This window comes from Staphylococcus sp. AC872 (assembly GCF_979255425.1).
Genome location: NZ_CEEDKW010000005.1, coordinates 45,329 through 60,934, shown reverse-complemented (window position 1 = coordinate 60,934; position 15,606 = coordinate 45,329). Strand labels below are relative to the sequence as shown.

The 15,606-nt window shown below is 31.6% G+C and carries 17 protein-coding genes; 16 read left to right on the top strand and 1 reads right to left on the bottom strand.

What is annotated here, in order from left to right; translation table 11 throughout:
- Positions 1-86: 86 nt before the first annotated feature.
- The 10 genes from rpsU to recO all read left to right on the top strand — a co-directional run bounded on the left by rpsU (position 87) and on the right by recO (position 7,062).
- Positions 87-263, top strand: a complete 177-nt coding sequence (gene rpsU / locus ACZ267_RS09035) for a 30S ribosomal protein S21 (RefSeq protein ID WP_000048060.1) — start codon at positions 87-89, stop codon at positions 261-263.
- Between the two features lie 233 nt (positions 264-496).
- Complete coding sequence (locus ACZ267_RS09030; protein WP_002465671.1) at positions 497-1,204, top strand: NfeD family protein; 708 nt, start codon at positions 497-499, stop codon at positions 1,202-1,204.
- Between the two features lie 18 nt (positions 1,205-1,222).
- Complete coding sequence (gene floA / locus ACZ267_RS09025; RefSeq protein WP_002465685.1) at positions 1,223-2,212, top strand: flotillin-like protein FloA; 990 nt, start codon at positions 1,223-1,225, stop codon at positions 2,210-2,212.
- 15 nt (positions 2,213-2,227) lie between these two features.
- Positions 2,228-2,923 carry a hypothetical protein gene (locus ACZ267_RS09020; RefSeq protein ID WP_002465664.1) on the top strand — a complete coding sequence of 232 codons (696 nt, stop codon included), beginning with the start codon at positions 2,228-2,230 and terminating at the stop codon, positions 2,921-2,923.
- A gap of 279 nt (positions 2,924-3,202) precedes the next feature.
- A complete protein-coding gene (locus ACZ267_RS09015) occupies positions 3,203-4,150 on the top strand; it encodes a PhoH family protein (RefSeq protein WP_015364957.1) in 948 nt (315 codons plus the stop codon).
- The gene (ybeY, locus tag ACZ267_RS09010) at positions 4,151-4,618 is read left to right on the top strand and encodes an rRNA maturation RNase YbeY (RefSeq protein WP_002465659.1); all 468 of its coding nucleotides are present in this window, start codon (positions 4,151-4,153) and stop codon (positions 4,616-4,618) included. It abuts the gene before it with no gap.
- 2 nt (positions 4,619-4,620) lie between these two features.
- Positions 4,621-4,965 carry a diacylglycerol kinase family protein gene (locus ACZ267_RS09005; protein ID WP_002465669.1) on the top strand — a complete coding sequence of 115 codons (345 nt, stop codon included), beginning with the start codon at positions 4,621-4,623 and terminating at the stop codon, positions 4,963-4,965.
- A 12-nt stretch (positions 4,966-4,977) separates the two neighbouring features.
- Entirely contained in the window at positions 4,978-5,385 is a 408-nt protein-coding gene (cdd, locus tag ACZ267_RS09000) for a cytidine deaminase (protein ID WP_079449020.1), read from the top strand.
- Positions 5,382-6,281 (top strand): GTPase Era, encoded by a 900-nt coding sequence (gene era / locus ACZ267_RS08995; protein WP_015364958.1) that lies wholly within the window; start codon positions 5,382-5,384, stop codon positions 6,279-6,281. The genes cdd and era overlap by 4 nt, the downstream gene beginning before the upstream one ends.
- A gap of 28 nt (positions 6,282-6,309) precedes the next feature.
- The gene (recO, locus tag ACZ267_RS08990) at positions 6,310-7,062 is read left to right on the top strand and encodes a DNA repair protein RecO (protein ID WP_171001913.1); all 753 of its coding nucleotides are present in this window, start codon (positions 6,310-6,312) and stop codon (positions 7,060-7,062) included.
- A 78-nt stretch (positions 7,063-7,140) separates the two neighbouring features.
- Here recO and ACZ267_RS08985 read toward each other — a convergent pair whose 3' ends face one another.
- Positions 7,141-8,532 carry a glycine--tRNA ligase gene (locus ACZ267_RS08985; RefSeq protein WP_002465672.1) on the bottom strand — a complete coding sequence of 464 codons (1,392 nt, stop codon included), beginning with the start codon at positions 8,530-8,532 and terminating at the stop codon, positions 7,141-7,143.
- Positions 8,533-8,870: 338 nt separating this feature from the next.
- Between ACZ267_RS08985 and ACZ267_RS08980 the strand changes: the two genes are divergently transcribed.
- The 6 genes from ACZ267_RS08980 to ACZ267_RS08955 all read left to right on the top strand — a co-directional run bounded on the left by ACZ267_RS08980 (position 8,871) and on the right by ACZ267_RS08955 (position 15,519).
- Positions 8,871-9,494 carry a helix-turn-helix transcriptional regulator gene (locus ACZ267_RS08980; protein ID WP_071561241.1) on the top strand — a complete coding sequence of 208 codons (624 nt, stop codon included), beginning with the start codon at positions 8,871-8,873 and terminating at the stop codon, positions 9,492-9,494.
- Positions 9,495-9,505: 11 nt separating this feature from the next.
- Positions 9,506-10,324 (top strand): pyruvate, water dikinase regulatory protein, encoded by an 819-nt coding sequence (locus ACZ267_RS08975; RefSeq protein WP_015364961.1) that lies wholly within the window; start codon positions 9,506-9,508, stop codon positions 10,322-10,324.
- Between the two features lie 60 nt (positions 10,325-10,384).
- Entirely contained in the window at positions 10,385-12,193 is a 1,809-nt protein-coding gene (gene dnaG, locus ACZ267_RS08970; RefSeq protein WP_015364962.1) for a DNA primase, read from the top strand.
- Positions 12,194-12,521: 328 nt separating this feature from the next.
- Positions 12,522-13,625 (top strand): RNA polymerase sigma factor RpoD, encoded by a 1,104-nt coding sequence (gene rpoD, locus ACZ267_RS08965; protein WP_002451872.1) that lies wholly within the window; start codon positions 12,522-12,524, stop codon positions 13,623-13,625.
- Between the two features lie 111 nt (positions 13,626-13,736).
- Positions 13,737-14,429 carry a tRNA (adenine(22)-N(1))-methyltransferase gene (locus ACZ267_RS08960; protein ID WP_002465739.1) on the top strand — a complete coding sequence of 231 codons (693 nt, stop codon included), beginning with the start codon at positions 13,737-13,739 and terminating at the stop codon, positions 14,427-14,429.
- Positions 14,416-15,519 carry a Nif3-like dinuclear metal center hexameric protein gene (locus ACZ267_RS08955; protein WP_002465722.1) on the top strand — a complete coding sequence of 368 codons (1,104 nt, stop codon included), beginning with the start codon at positions 14,416-14,418 and terminating at the stop codon, positions 15,517-15,519. Before ACZ267_RS08960 ends, ACZ267_RS08955 begins: the two co-directional genes overlap by 14 nt.
- The last annotated feature ends 87 nt before the right edge of the window (positions 15,520-15,606 follow it).

Genomic DNA, 15,606 nt, shown 5'->3' with positions numbered 1-15,606 from the left:
GATATATTATACTAATTAAAGCATAGTTTTACCTATGCACTTGAATATATAAATTTCCGTTGATATTTGGAGGGAGGGAAATACAGATGTCTAAAACAGTAGTACGTAAAAATGAATCACTTGAAGATGCTTTACGTCGATTTAAGCGTTCAGTTTCAAAAAGTGGTACTATCCAAGAAGTACGTAAACGTGAATTTTACGAAAAACCTAGTGTTAAACGTAAAAAGAAATCAGAAGCTGCACGTAAACGTAAATTCAAATAATTAATAACTCTGTTGACTCCCTCAACAAGAATGTTAATTATAAATATGAAACACCTCAGTTTGTAATCTGAGGTGTTTTTTGTTTGCTTTTTACAGTAAATTAAATTCATTGTTTATAACAAATCCCTCTGTAATTACTATTAATTTATACAAATTATTTTTTTATATATTAGTGAATCACTATAATATGACTGCGTTTTCATGTATAATTATTTTGAGAGCGAGGTGAAAGAATGGGATATCTAAATGAAATACATACGTTACTCTTAACTCATTTTTCATCAGAGAATAATTGGGTTAATGACATTGCTAATATTATTGTTCATCCATTGGTATCACTTATTCTTACATGTATTATATTTTTAGGCTTTTTATATCAATTGTATTCTAAAAGGATTAATTTTATTGGTATTATCGCTTCGTTAGCCTTATTAATCATGTTTTTAGGCTTTCTAATGCAAGGTGATGTCAATATTTTATCAGTCATATTATTTGCAGTGGGTGTTATTTTCGTCATTATTGAATTATTTGTCGTGGGAGCAGTCATTGGTATGATTGGCATGATTTTAATAACAATAAGCATAGTCATGTTAGGTAATAACTTATTACTCATGCTAGGTAATGTCATCGTAGCCTTAATATTATCAATCATTGAATGGGTGATTTTAGTTAAATTATTCAAAAGAAAGATTCCATTTTTGGAAAAGGTCATTTTAAAAGATTCAACAAATACTGAATCTGGATATACGTCTCATGATGATCGCTCTCATTTAGTTGGTAAAACAGCTCGAACTATTACTGATTTAAGACCAGCTGGTATCATAACTTGCGATGATGATCGTATCGATGCAGTTTCTGATGGTACGTTTATATTAAGAAATAGACAAGTCAAAATACTAGAGGTTGAAGGTACACGAGTTGTTGTAAGAGAAATAGAATAATATAAAAGGAGAGATACAATGTTTAGTATAGGATTTATTATAATTGCAGTTGTAATTATTGTAGCCTTATTAATACTTTTCTCATTTGTACCGGTAGGTCTTTGGATTTCTGCTTTAGCTGCTGGTGTACATGTTGGTATTGGTACATTAGTAGGTATGCGTTTAAGAAGAGTATCACCTAGAAAAGTAATTGGACCATTAATTAAAGCGCACAAAGCTGGATTGAATTTAAAAACAAATCAACTTGAATCACATTATCTTGCTGGAGGTAATGTAGATAGAGTTGTAGACGCTAATATCGCCGCGCAACGTGCTGATATAGATTTGCCATTTGAACGAGGTGCAGCAATAGATTTAGCAGGTAGAGATGTATTAGAAGCAGTTCAAATGTCAGTTAACCCTAAAGTTATTGAAACACCATTTATTGCCGGTGTAGCTATGAACGGTATCGAAGTTAAAGCGAAAGCCCGCATTACTGTTCGCGCTAATATTGCTCGTTTAGTAGGTGGTGCTGGTGAAGAAACTATCATCGCTCGTGTAGGTGAAGGTATTGTTTCAACAATTGGTTCTAGTAAACATCATACAGAAGTACTTGAAAATCCTGACAATATTTCTAAAACAGTTTTAAGTAAAGGATTAGACTCAGGGACTGCTTTTGAAATACTTTCAATTGATATTGCCGATGTAGATATTAGTAAAAATATTGGTGCAGATTTACAAACTGAACAAGCACTTGCCGATAAAAATATTGCGCAAGCTAAAGCTGAAGAACGTCGTGCTATGGCTGTAGCTTCTGAACAAGAAATGAAAGCACGAGTACAAGAAATGCGTGCTAAAGTTGTAGAAGCTGAATCAGAAGTACCTCTAGCAATGGCAGAAGCTCTAAGATCAGGAAATATTGGCGTTAAAGATTACTATAATCTTAAAAATATAGAAGCCGATACTGGTATGAGAAATGCTATTAATAAGCGTACTGATCAAAATGATGATGAATCACCAGAACAATAACTGTGGGGTGATTAAATGAGTATTGGGGTAATTATTTTTGTCATATCTGTGATAGCGACAATCATTAGTACCATACGTGATAATAGTCATAAAGAAAGACAGAATCAAAAGCCACCACAATCACCTAAAGATAATCAACAACCCAAGACAGGTGGTTTCTTTGAAGAAATTGAAAAAACATTCAAAGAAATAAATGATGAGATTAATGGAGATACAACTACTGAAAAGAAAAAGAAATACGAAGATACATTGCCACCCATTAATCAAGAATTAGATAAAACCGAACAGACAACAGAAGAGAAGCATAGAAGGCCAACAGATTATGATGATTCAATTCCTAAACCAGATCCGACACCATATCATAATGAAAAAGATATACGTGAGCCAGTTAAACAATCATCAACAAGAGATGAAAATTCTGAGAACTTACGTAAAGCATTAGAGAAAAATCTTCATCAAGATCTTAAAAATGTTAGAAGTGAAATTGATAGAGAGAAAGAAAAACAACTTGCTCTTATCGAACAAAAAGCGCAGGATATTATCAATGATAAATATTTATCTGAACGCACTAAACGAATAAGATTAAAACAATTACTTAATTCTCAAAATATAGAACGTAATATGTCTAAATCAGCATTTCAATTCGACAATGATGAAGTCGTTAATGGTATCATCTGGTCGGAAATTTTGGCCAAACCTAAACAACTTTAATGATCTACCTATTGGATTCTATCCAATAGGTTTTTTTATTTTTTAATTTCGAATGTAATACTGATTAAAATATAATTTGAGTCACTTTAAAGAATTTAGTAATATTTAATTAAGAATGATTGAATCAATTAAATCTACCGAATTAACCGACTTGATTGAATTATTTAAAATAAAACGAAATAGAATCAATGTAAGTCTAACAATGGTATAATATAAGTATATTAACCCATATATGGGTATAGTGAATTATAAATATGTTTTTTGAAAAGGAGCGCGTTTATGCCTGGTATAATTCAAATCGACGACATTAATCAATCCCAAGCTTTAATAGGTAACAATGATGAACATTTAAAAGCTATAGAAGATAGTTTTGATGTCGTAATACATGCTCGTGGTCAAGAAATTGCGGTTAAAGGTGAAAAAATTGAGCATGTAGAAAAAGCCGAATTAGTGCTTACCAATTTATTGAAAGTGATTGAATTGGGAAATAATATAACGCTAAAAGATGTAGAAGCTGCTATTAAAATGGCGGAAAATGGAACAATTCAACAACTTTTAGACTTATATGATGAAGAAATTACTAAAGATGCTTTTGGCAAAACCATCCGCGCTAAAACTATGGGTCAGCGAATGTACGTAAATGCTATGTATCGAAATGATTTAGTCTTTGGTATAGGTCCTGCAGGAACAGGTAAAACATTTTTAGCAGTGGTCTATGCTGCTAAACAATTACGTAAAGGAAATGTTAAACGTATCGTATTAACACGTCCAGCAGTTGAAGCGGGTGAATCATTGGGATTTTTACCTGGTGATTTAAAAGAGAAAGTCGATCCATATTTAAGACCATTATATGATGGATTAAATACCGTGCTAGGTAGAGAACAAACCGCACGATTTATAGAACGTGGTATTATAGAAATTGCACCATTAGCATACATGCGTGGACGTACGTTAGACGATGCTTTTGTTATTTTAGATGAAGCACAAAATACAACTCATGCTCAAATGAAAATGTTTTTAACTCGTTTAGGATTTGGTTCTAAGATGGTAGTTACAGGTGATCAAACACAAATCGACTTACCAAAAGGTGTTAAAAGTGGATTGAAAGAAGCAGTTAAAAAGTTACATGGTGTTAAAGGGATTAATATTATGAAACTTGATCAAGATGATGTAGTGAGACATCCACTTGTAAGTAAAATTATAGATAGATACGAGGGAGAGGACTAAATGTTTACTATAGATTTTAGTGATCATACTGAGTTAGTTAAAGACGAATGGTATGAACAAATTGAAAAGCTACTTAATTTTGCTAAGCAGGAAGAACAAATAAACGAAGATGCTGAATTATCTATTACCTTCGTAGATAAATCTGAAATTCAAGAGATTAATAAGATGTATAGAGACAAAGACAAAGTTACGGATGTCATATCTTTTGCACTTGAAGAAGATGAGCCAGACATTGATATGAGTGAATTTAATATACCTAGAGTATTAGGAGACATCATTATTTGTACTGATGTCGCTCAAGAACAATCAGAATCATATGGTCATTCTTTTGAAAGAGAGCTTGGATTTTTAGCATTACATGGCTTTCTTCACTTACTAGGCTATGATCATATGAATGAGGAAGATGAGAAAGAAATGTTTGGTCGTCAGGATGCTATTTTAAATGCATATGGATTGACGAGAGACTAGTGATGAGTCGTTTTAAATATGCACTAGATGGTTTGAAAACACTTTTAATAAAAGACCAAAAATTCTCACTTCATATTTATGCTAGTATTATAGCAATTGTTTTTGGGTTTTTACTTCATATTAATCGTTCTGAGTGGATATTTATTTTATTAGCAATTAGTTTAGTTTTAGCATTTGAAGCAATAAATACAGCAGTTGAATATGTGGTTGACTTAGTTACTACTGAGTATCATGATTACGCTAAATATGCGAAAGATATTGCTGCTTTTAGTGTGATGATTGTTTCCATCTTAGCATTAATCATTGGCTTAATCGTCTTCATACCACATTTAATTAATTTAATATAGGAGGGCGAATAAATGAGTTATCAATCTCATTATTTTAAAGAAGTTAGAGAAGCACAACGACGATCATATTCACCATATAGTAACTTTAAAGTTGGCGCCTATTTGAAAGCTAAAGATGGACGAACATTTTATGGAACCAATGTAGAAAATGCTGCTTATTCAATGTGTATATGTGCTGAACGCGCAAGTTTAGTAGCTGCGATATCAGCTGGATATCAACCTGGAGATTTTGAGTCTATTACAGTTACAGTAGATTCAGAAGTACCATCATCACCATGTTGTGAATGTCGACAAGTATTAAAAGAATTATGTGACGATGATATGCCTGTTTATATGACTAATCATAAAGGGGATATGATCGAATCAACAGTGAAAGAATTACTACCATACGGATTTTCTGGAAAGGATTTAAATAAATGACAGAACATAAATCAGGATTTGTTTCAATTATAGGAAGACCAAATGTAGGTAAATCTACATTTGTGAATAGAGTTATTGGGCATAAAATTGCGATTATGTCTGATAAAGCACAAACAACGCGTAATAAAATACAAGGCGTTATGACTAGAGATGATGCTCAAATTATATTTATTGATACTCCTGGTATCCATAAACCTAAACATAAGCTTGGAGACTATATGATGAAAGTAGCCACAAATACACTTTCTGAAATAGATGCGATTATGTTTATGGTAAATGTTAATGAAGATATAGGTCGTGGCGATGAATATATTATGGATATGTTAAAAGATTTAAAAACGCCAGTATTTTTAGTATTAAATAAAATCGATTTAGTACATCCTGATGCATTAATGCCTAAAATAGAAAAGTATCAAGAATATATGAACTTCACTGAAATCGTACCTATTTCTGCACTTGAAGGTTTGAATGTCGACCACTTTATCGATGTATTAAAGTCATACTTACCTGAGGGACCTAAATATTATCCAGACGATCAAATTTCGGACCATCCTGAACAGTTTGTGGTTGGTGAAATTATTCGTGAAAAAATATTACATTTAACAAGTGAAGAAATTCCTCATGCTATTGGAGTTAACGTTGACCGTATGATTAAAGAAGATGAGGATAGAGTTCGAATCGAAGCTACGATATATGTAGAACGTGATTCTCAAAAAGGAATCGTCATTGGTAAGGGTGGTAAGAAACTTAAAGAAGTGGGTAAAAGGGCAAGACATGATATAGAGATGCTCCTAGGTTCAAAAGTATATCTTGAACTATGGGTCAAAGTGCAAAAGGATTGGAGAAATAAAGTTAACTTTATTCGTCAAATCGGTTATATCGAAGACCAAGATTAACTCAGAGAGATGGTGAGTTAGTATGCTAATGAAGCAAAAAGGTATCATAATTAAATCAGTGGAGTATGGCGAATCAGATAAAATTATTACAATTTTAAATGAATATGGTAGCAAAGTGCCATTGATGGCTAGAAGAGCCAAGAAAATAAAATCAGGTTTACAAGCGCATACACAAATGTTTGTGTATGGCTTATTTATTTATAATAAATGGCGAGGTATGGGTACGCTTAATTCTGTAGATGTGATTAACCAACATTATGAATTACAACTAGATTTGTATGAAAGTAGTTTTGCTACTTTATGCGCTGAAACGATTGATCGTTCGATGGAAGAAAATGAAATATCGAAATATAATTACGATTTATTAAACTTTGTTTTAACCAAGATATCATCTGGTCAGTCCGCACAATTAATGTCTATTATTGTATTACTCAAATGTATGAATAAATTCGGTTTTTCTGCTTTATTTAATAAATGTGTCATAAGCGGGAACACTGATCAGTCAAAATTAGTTGGATATAGTTTCAAATTTGATGGTGCAATTTCTCAATCTGTAGCTTACCAAGATCCACATGCATTACAATTATCCAATAAAACATTGTATTTATTAGATGTTCTTTATAAACTCCCCATAGACAAAATGAATGAATTAAATATTCATCAAGATATTTTAGACGAAATGTCAGAATTGATGATGATGCTATATAGAGAATACGCAGGTATGTTCTTTAAAAGTCAAAAGTTAATCAACCAGTTGAAGAGGTTAGAAATGAAAGACTAAGCTTTAACTTGCTCAAAAAAGACCGAACCACATTCACATGTGATTCGGTCTTTTTATAGATTATATATCATAGATGAATTAGAATTTAACTTTTTCAGCTAAGAATGCTTCTAATTCTGATATTGGCATACGAACTTGTTCCATTGAATCTCTGTCACGTACAGTAACTTGATTATCTTCTAAAGAATCAAAGTCGAATGTAATGCAATAAGGCGTACCAATTTCATCTTGTCTACGATAACGTTTACCGATAGATTGTGATTCATCAAAATCTATTGAGAAGCTTTGACTTAATTGTTCAAAGATTTTAATTGCTTCACTTGATAATTTCTTACTTAATGGTAAGATAGCCGCTTTATATGGTGCTAAAGCAGGGTGGAATTTAAGTACAGTACGTTCATCCTTACTTCCTTCAACACCTTCTTGTGAATACGCATCACATAAGAATGCTAATGTCACACGATCGGCACCTAATGAAGGTTCAATACAATACGGGATATATTTTTCATTTGTTTCAGGATCGTGATATTTGAAATCTTCACCAGAATGTTCACTATGTTTTTTCAAGTCAAAGTCAGTACGACTTGCGATACCCCATAGTTCGCCCCAACCAAATGGGAATTTATATTCGATATCAGTTGTAGCATTTGAATAATGAGATAATTCATCAGCATCATGGTCTCTTAAACGCATGTTTTCTTCACTGATATTTAAGTCTTTTAACCATTGGCTAGCAAATGTCTTCCAGTAGTTTTGCCATTCAATTTCTTCACCTGGTTTACAGAAGAATTCAAGTTCCATTTGTTCGAATTCACGTGTTCTGAAGATGAAGTTGCCTGGCGTAATCTCGTTACGGAATGATTTACCAACTTGTCCAATACCAAATGGTAATTTTTTACGCATTGATCGTTGAACATTTTTGTAGTTTACAAAAATACCTTGGGCTGTTTCTGGACGTAAGAAAAGTTCATTTGTTGAATCTTCAGTTACACCTTGGAATGTTTTGAACATTAAATTGAATTGACGAATATCAGTCCAATTAGCAGTACCACTTACAGGACAAACAATACCTTCATCATCAATAATTTTTTTCATTTCATCAAAGCTTAAACCATCAGCAATGAAGTTTTCGTCGCCTTTTTCATGTTGCATGTAATCTTCAATTAATTTGTCAGCACGATAACGAATTTTACTATCTTTGTTATCGATCATAGGATCATTAAAGTTACCTAAGTGTCCAGAAGCTTCCCAAGTTTTCGGGTTCATTAAAATCGCAGCATCTAGACCTACGTTATAAGGTGATTGCGTAATAAATTTTTGCCACCATGCTTTTTTGACATTATTTTTTAATTCAACACCAAGTGGACCATAATCCCATGTATTAGATAAACCACCATAAATGTCACTACCTGGGAATACAAAACCTCTGTGTTTTGCTAATTGTACAATTTGTTCCATATCATTTGCCATAATTTTTCTCTCCTTACACATAAAAACGCCCCAAGACAACAAAGCATCATAAATATACTTTATTATCTTGGGACGAGTTAATCATTTTTTATTTAGTATAAATCATATACATTAAAATATCATTTAACCCGCGGTTCCACCCAAATTAGTGTAGCCACTCACTTTAAAATTAATTAAATTTTTTATGCCAAAATTTTTATGCTAAGCTCACACCACCCTTAGCTCGCTTTATAATTATTCTAATTGATTAAATATTTAATAGCAAGCGTTTATATGTGTTTGTGGCAAATAAAAATAACAGTTATAATATGTAATGTATATAAGAGGGGTGAGGACCTATAGAATTAAATCAAAGACAAGAACAAATTATTGAAATCGTTAAGCAACATGGACCAATAACTGGTGAGCATATTGCTGATCAATTAAATTTAACACGTGCTACATTACGACCTGACTTAGCTATTTTAACTATGTCTGGCTTTTTAGAAGCACGACCAAGAGTGGGTTATTACTATTCAGGTAAATCAAAAAATAAAATTATACATGAACAGTTACGACAATATGTTGTAAAAGATTACATGTCTCAACCTGTTGTGGTTAAAGAAGATATGTCAGTGTATGACGCAATTTGTACGATATTTTTAGAAGATGCTGGAACATTATTTATTACAAATGACGATAATGACTTTATCGGTGTTTGTTCTCGTAAAGACCTTTTAAGAGCATCAATGATTGGAAATGATATTCATACAATGCCTATAAGCGTCAATATGACTCGTATGCCAAATTTAACATATCTTGAAGAAAGTGAACTAATTATTTATGCGGCAAATCAAATGATAGATAAGGAAATAGATGCAATCCCCATCGTTAGATCTAAAGATAACCAAAAATTTGAAGTAGTTGGTAGAATATCTAAAACGACAATTACAAAATTATTTGTATCATTATTTAAAGAATAGGTGGTTAATAGATGGATAATATAAATATTATTGTTGCTTCTGATTCAATCGGGGAAACAGCAGAATTAGTAGCGAGGGCTGGTGTTTCTCAATTTAATCCTAAGCAATGTAAACATGAATTTTTACGTTACCCATACATAGAATCCTTTGAAAATGTCGATGAAGTGATTCAAGTTGCTGAAGATACAGACGCAATTATTGTATATACTTTAGTCAAACCAGAAATCAAAAAATACATGGTTGCTAAAGTTAAAGAGCATCAATTAAAGTCAGTTGATATTATGGGACCACTTATGGACTTATTATCTGGTTCAATAGAAGAAACACCTTACTATGAACCAGGTATTGTACATAGATTAGATGACGCTTATTTTAAAAAAATAGATGCTATAGAGTTTGCCGTTAAATATGATGATGGTAAAGAACCTAAAGGTTTACCCAAAGCTGATATTGTTCTATTAGGTATTTCAAGAACGTCTAAAACACCTTTATCACAATACTTGGCACATAAAAGTTATAAAGTGATGAATATACCGATTGTTCCAGAAGTGACACCTCCAGATGCATTGTTTGATATTGATCCTTCAAAATGTATTGCTTTAAAAATTAGCGAAGAAAAATTAAATCGTATTCGTAAAGAAAGACTCAAACAACTTGGATTAGGTGACTCTGCTAGATATGCTACAGAAACTAGAATTAAAGAGGAATTAGAATACTTTGAATCATTAGTAGAAAAAGTAGGGTGTCCAGTTATCGATGTAACTGATAAAGCAATAGAAGAAACAGCAAATGATATCATTTATTTTATCGAAAACAATAAAACAAAATAATTTCAATTAATGCATAAAAAAGGTATAATATTAAGACTAATATGTCATAGGTGATTTAATTTGCGTATAGAACAATCAGTTATAAATGAAATTAAAGATAAGACAGATATACTCGACTTGGTAAGTGAATATGTAAAGTTAGAAAAGAGAGGGCGCAATTATATAGGTTTGTGTCCTTTTCATGATGAAAAAACACCTTCGTTCACAGTTTCTGAAGACAAACAAATTTGTCATTGCTTCGGATGTAAAAAAGGTGGTAATGTATTTCAATTTACTCAAGAAATAAAAGATATTTCGTTTACAGAAGCAGTAAAAGAACTTGGTGAACGTGTTAATATTACGGTTGATGTTGGAAATAACGAATATCAGAATACTAATACTCAAATTGCTTCAGATGATTTACAAATGATAGAAATGCATGAGCTAATGCAAGAATATTATCACTATGCACTTATGAAAACAGTGGAAGGTGAAAAAGCTCTTACCTATTTAAAAGAAAGAGATTTTCCAGAACAGTTGATCAAAGAAAGAGGTATAGGTTATGCACCTAATTCATCACATTTCTGTCATGATTTCTTAGAAAAAAAAGGGTATGATATTGAATTAGCTTATGAAGCTGGACTTTTATCAAGAAATGAAGAGAATTTTAGTTATTACGATCGCTTTAGAGATAGAATTATGTTCCCATTAAAAAATGCTCAAGGCCGAATTGTTGGATATTCTGCAAGGACGTATACTAATCAAGAACCTAAGTATTTAAATAGCCCGGAAACACCAATATTCCAAAAAAGAAAATTGTTATATAACCTCGATAAAGCACGTAAAAGCATTAGAAAAAATGATGAAATCATATTACTTGAAGGTTTTATGGATGTTATAAAATCAGATCATGCAGGTTTAAAAACAGTCGTTGCGAGTATGGGTACCCAACTTTCAAACGAACATGTTACCTTTATAAAAAAGTTAACTTCTAATATTACATTAATGTTTGATGGTGACTTTGCAGGTAGAGAGGCAACCTTAAAAACTGGTCAAGCATTATTAGAACAAGGATTAAATGTGTTCGTTGTACAATTACCGTCAGATATGGATCCAGATGAATATATTAGAAAATATGGAAATGATGCATTTATAGAATTTGTTCAAAAAGATAAAAAATCATTTGTAATGTTTAAAGTCAATACACACAAAGATGAAATTCAAAATAATGATTTAGCATATGAAAAATATTTAAAAGAAGTAACTCAAGATATTGCGGCTATGACTTCACCTATACTACAGAAAAAAGTATTGCAAGACGTTGCAGAATTGTTTAAAGTAAGTTTTGAGACTCTAGACTATGAAGTGGGATTACGTCAGCAATCTCAAGGAAACGTACCTTCGTATCCAGACTATGCATACGCATACGAAGGACAACCTCAGCAAGTTATTCAATTTAACCAACTCACTCGTCATGAAAAAGCTGAACGAGCACTCTTAAAACATTTCTTGCAAGATAAAGATACGTTCCTAAACTATCATCAACAGATAGAAGTAGATGACTTTACAAATGCTTATTTCAAGCGTATATTTAATATTTTGCATGATTATTATTCAAATAATGATACGTATCAACTCAGTTCTATGATTCAATATATAGATTCTGATGATTTAAGAGAAGCGCTAATTTCTTTAGACTCACATGTTTTAAATGAAGAACCATTTGAACATGAATTAGAAGATTACATCAACATATTAAATGAGAATAAAAATGAAGATTCATTAGAAGTCTTGAACCATAAACTGCGTGAAGCAACGAGAATAGGGGATATTGAACTTCAAAAGTATTACTTGCAATTAATAGTAAATAAAAACAAAAGTAGAATGTAATATTATAAAAATTTATGGTATTGTTATACTTTAGGCATTGAATAATGGTTATTACACTCATACATTGGGTAAATATGTAATATCGAATATTGCACAATATGACCTAACCATTAAATTATTAGGGAGTTTAGAATAGAAACTTATTTGATTGGTGTTGAATTAAAAATTAATTAGGCCACATCTCATACAATAAGTTATGATGAATGCGTTATTAAAAAAGTAATATATTGAGTTTCGATAATTAGACGCATCATCAAATAAAATGAAGTAATTACAAATAATTATATGAATAAATTGAAAGTTTATATTAATACCAGGAGGCCTTTTCATGTCTGATAAAGTTAAAATTAAAAAACAAACAATTGATCCGACTTTAACATTGGAAGATGTTAAAAAACAATTAATTGAAAAAGGGAAAAAGGAAGGTCACTTAAGTCACGAAGAAATTGCAGAAAAATTACAGAATTTCGAAATGGATTCTGATATGATGGATGATTTCTTTGATCAATTAAATGATAATGATATCACATTAGTAAATGAAAAAGACCATTCAGATACAGATGCTAAATTAAATCCTAATGATTTAAGTGCACCTCCAGGAGTTAAAATTAATGACCCTGTGCGTATGTATTTAAAAGAAATAGGTCGAGTTGACTTATTAAGTGCCCAAGAAGAAATTGAACTTGCTAAAAGAATTGAGCAAGGTGATGAAATCGCTAAATCAAGACTAGCAGAGGCCAATTTACGTTTAGTAGTAAGTATCGCTAAAAGATATGTCGGAAGAGGTATGTTATTCCTTGATTTAATTCAAGAAGGTAATATGGGCCTTATTAAAGCCGTTGAAAAATTCGATTTCAATAAAGGATTTAAGTTTTCTACTTATGCAACGTGGTGGATACGACAAGCAATCACACGTGCAATTGCTGACCAAGCACGTACAATTCGTATACCTGTACACATGGTTGAAACTATTAACAAATTAATTCGTGTTCAACGTCAGTTATTACAGGATTTGGGTCGTGATCCAGCACCTGAAGAAATTGGGGAAGAAATGGACTTACCACCTGAAAAGGTAAGAGAAATTCTTAAAATTGCACAAGAACCTGTGTCATTAGAAACTCCAATAGGTGAAGAAGATGACAGTCACTTAGGAGACTTCATTGAAGACCAAGAAGCACAAAGTCCTTCAGATCATGCTGCCTATGAATTGTTAAAAGAACAACTTGAAGATGTTTTAGATACATTAACAGACCGTGAAGAAAACGTTCTTCGTTTAAGATTTGGACTAGATGATGGAAGAACTAGAACATTAGAAGAAGTTGGTAAAGTATTTGGTGTGACTAGAGAACGTATTCGTCAAATCGAAGCAAAAGCATTAAGAAAGTTAAGACATCCAAGTAGAAGTAAACGTCTAAAAGACTTTATGGATTAATATATTTAGGCTGGGGCATAATGGTTGTCCCAGCCTTTATTTCATTTATAAGTGATATAACATACATACAATTATATACATTTAAATACATGTAAAAAGGAGACCATCTTAATGATTACGATAAATCATAGATTACGAACTGTATCAGAATTTATCAAACCTGGTAAACTTGCTGATATTGGTTCAGATCATGCTTATTTACCTATTTACGCTATTCAAACAAATTTAATTTCGCAAGCTATTGCTGGTGAAGTTATAAAAGGGCCTTTCGAAGCTGCAAAAAAGAATGTTCGAGAATACGCGCTAAGTAACCAAATTGATGTGCGTCTTGGGGATGGTTTAGAGGTAATAAAACATAATGAACAGTTAGACAATATCACAATTTGTGGTATGGGCGGTCCTTTAATAGCAAAAATATTAAAAGAAGGACAACAAAAACTTAAATCAAATCCTAGACTTATCCTCCAGAGTAATATACAAACACAAAATTTAAGAACGTTATTACAAGACATTCAATATCAAATCATTGATGAAAGAATTATGGAAGAGAAAGGACATATTTATGAAATTGTAGTAGCTGAGCATCAACCCAAAATGTTCAAATATAACGAATTTGAACTTAAATTTGGCCCAGTTTTACTAGAAAACAAAAATGAATGTTTTTATAATAAGTGGGAAAGAGAATTACAAGCTTTAGAAAAGATAAAACAACAACTTAATCCAGACATTCATCAACATCGATATCAAGAGATTGAGACAGAAATAGAAATGATCAAAGAGGTGCTTACAAATGAAAATCAATGAATTAATGGTTATGTTAGATGAACATGTGCCTTTTAACACTGCAGAATCATGGGATAATGTTGGACTACTTATAGGTGATGAATCGCAAGAAGTTACTGGGATTTTAACTGCACTAGATTGTACGTTAGAAATTGTAGAACAAGCAATAGAAGAAAATATCAATACTATTATTAGTCATCATCCATTAATTTTTAAAGGTGTCCAATCCATTACTAATCAAGGCTATGGTGAAATAATAAGATTACTTATACAAAACAATATCAATTTAATAGCAATGCATACCAATCTAGACGTTAATCCTAGAGGTGTCAATGCTATGCTTGCTTCTAAGATTGGTCTGAAAAATACTAGTTTAATTAATAAAGAACCTGAACGATACTTCAAAGTTCAGACTTTTATTCCCGAGAGCCATGTTGAAACATTTAAACAACAACTCAATAATATTGGTTTAGCTAAAGAAGGTAATTATGAATATTGCTTCTTTGAAAGTAAAGGTAAGGGACAATTTAAACCTATAGATGATGCCAATCCTTATTTAGGTGAAATCGGTGAAATTGAATATGTAGATGAAGTGAAATTAGAATTTATGATTTCATATCAACAACAACAACTAACTGAAAAAGCGATTCACCAATATCATCCATATGAAACCCCAGTTTATGATTTTATTGAATTAACAAAAGAAGGTTCGTATGGTTTGGGCATTATTGGAGAATTAAATGAACCAATGAATATAGAGGATTTTGTTTCGTTAGTAAAATCTCGATTACAAATTCCTAGTGTACGTTACGTTGGTAGTTCAAATACACTGATTAATAAAGTAGCTATGATTGGTGGTTCTGGTATTGGTTTTGAATACGAAGCTTCACAATTAGGTGCAGACATATTTATTACGGGCGATATCAAACATCATGATGCACTTGATGCCAAAATTGCAGGTGTCAACTTACTAGATATCAATCATTATAGTGAATTTGTGATGAAAGAAGGACTAAAACAATTATTAGAAGAATGGTTAGTTGAAGAAAATGAAAATAACATAAAATTAGTAGCGTCAAATATTAATACAGATCCATTCACATATATTTAAAGTATAATTATAAATCTGATAATCGTTAATCAAGCAATTATAACTGGTATCAAAGATGAATTATATTTAAAAACACCATTAATTACT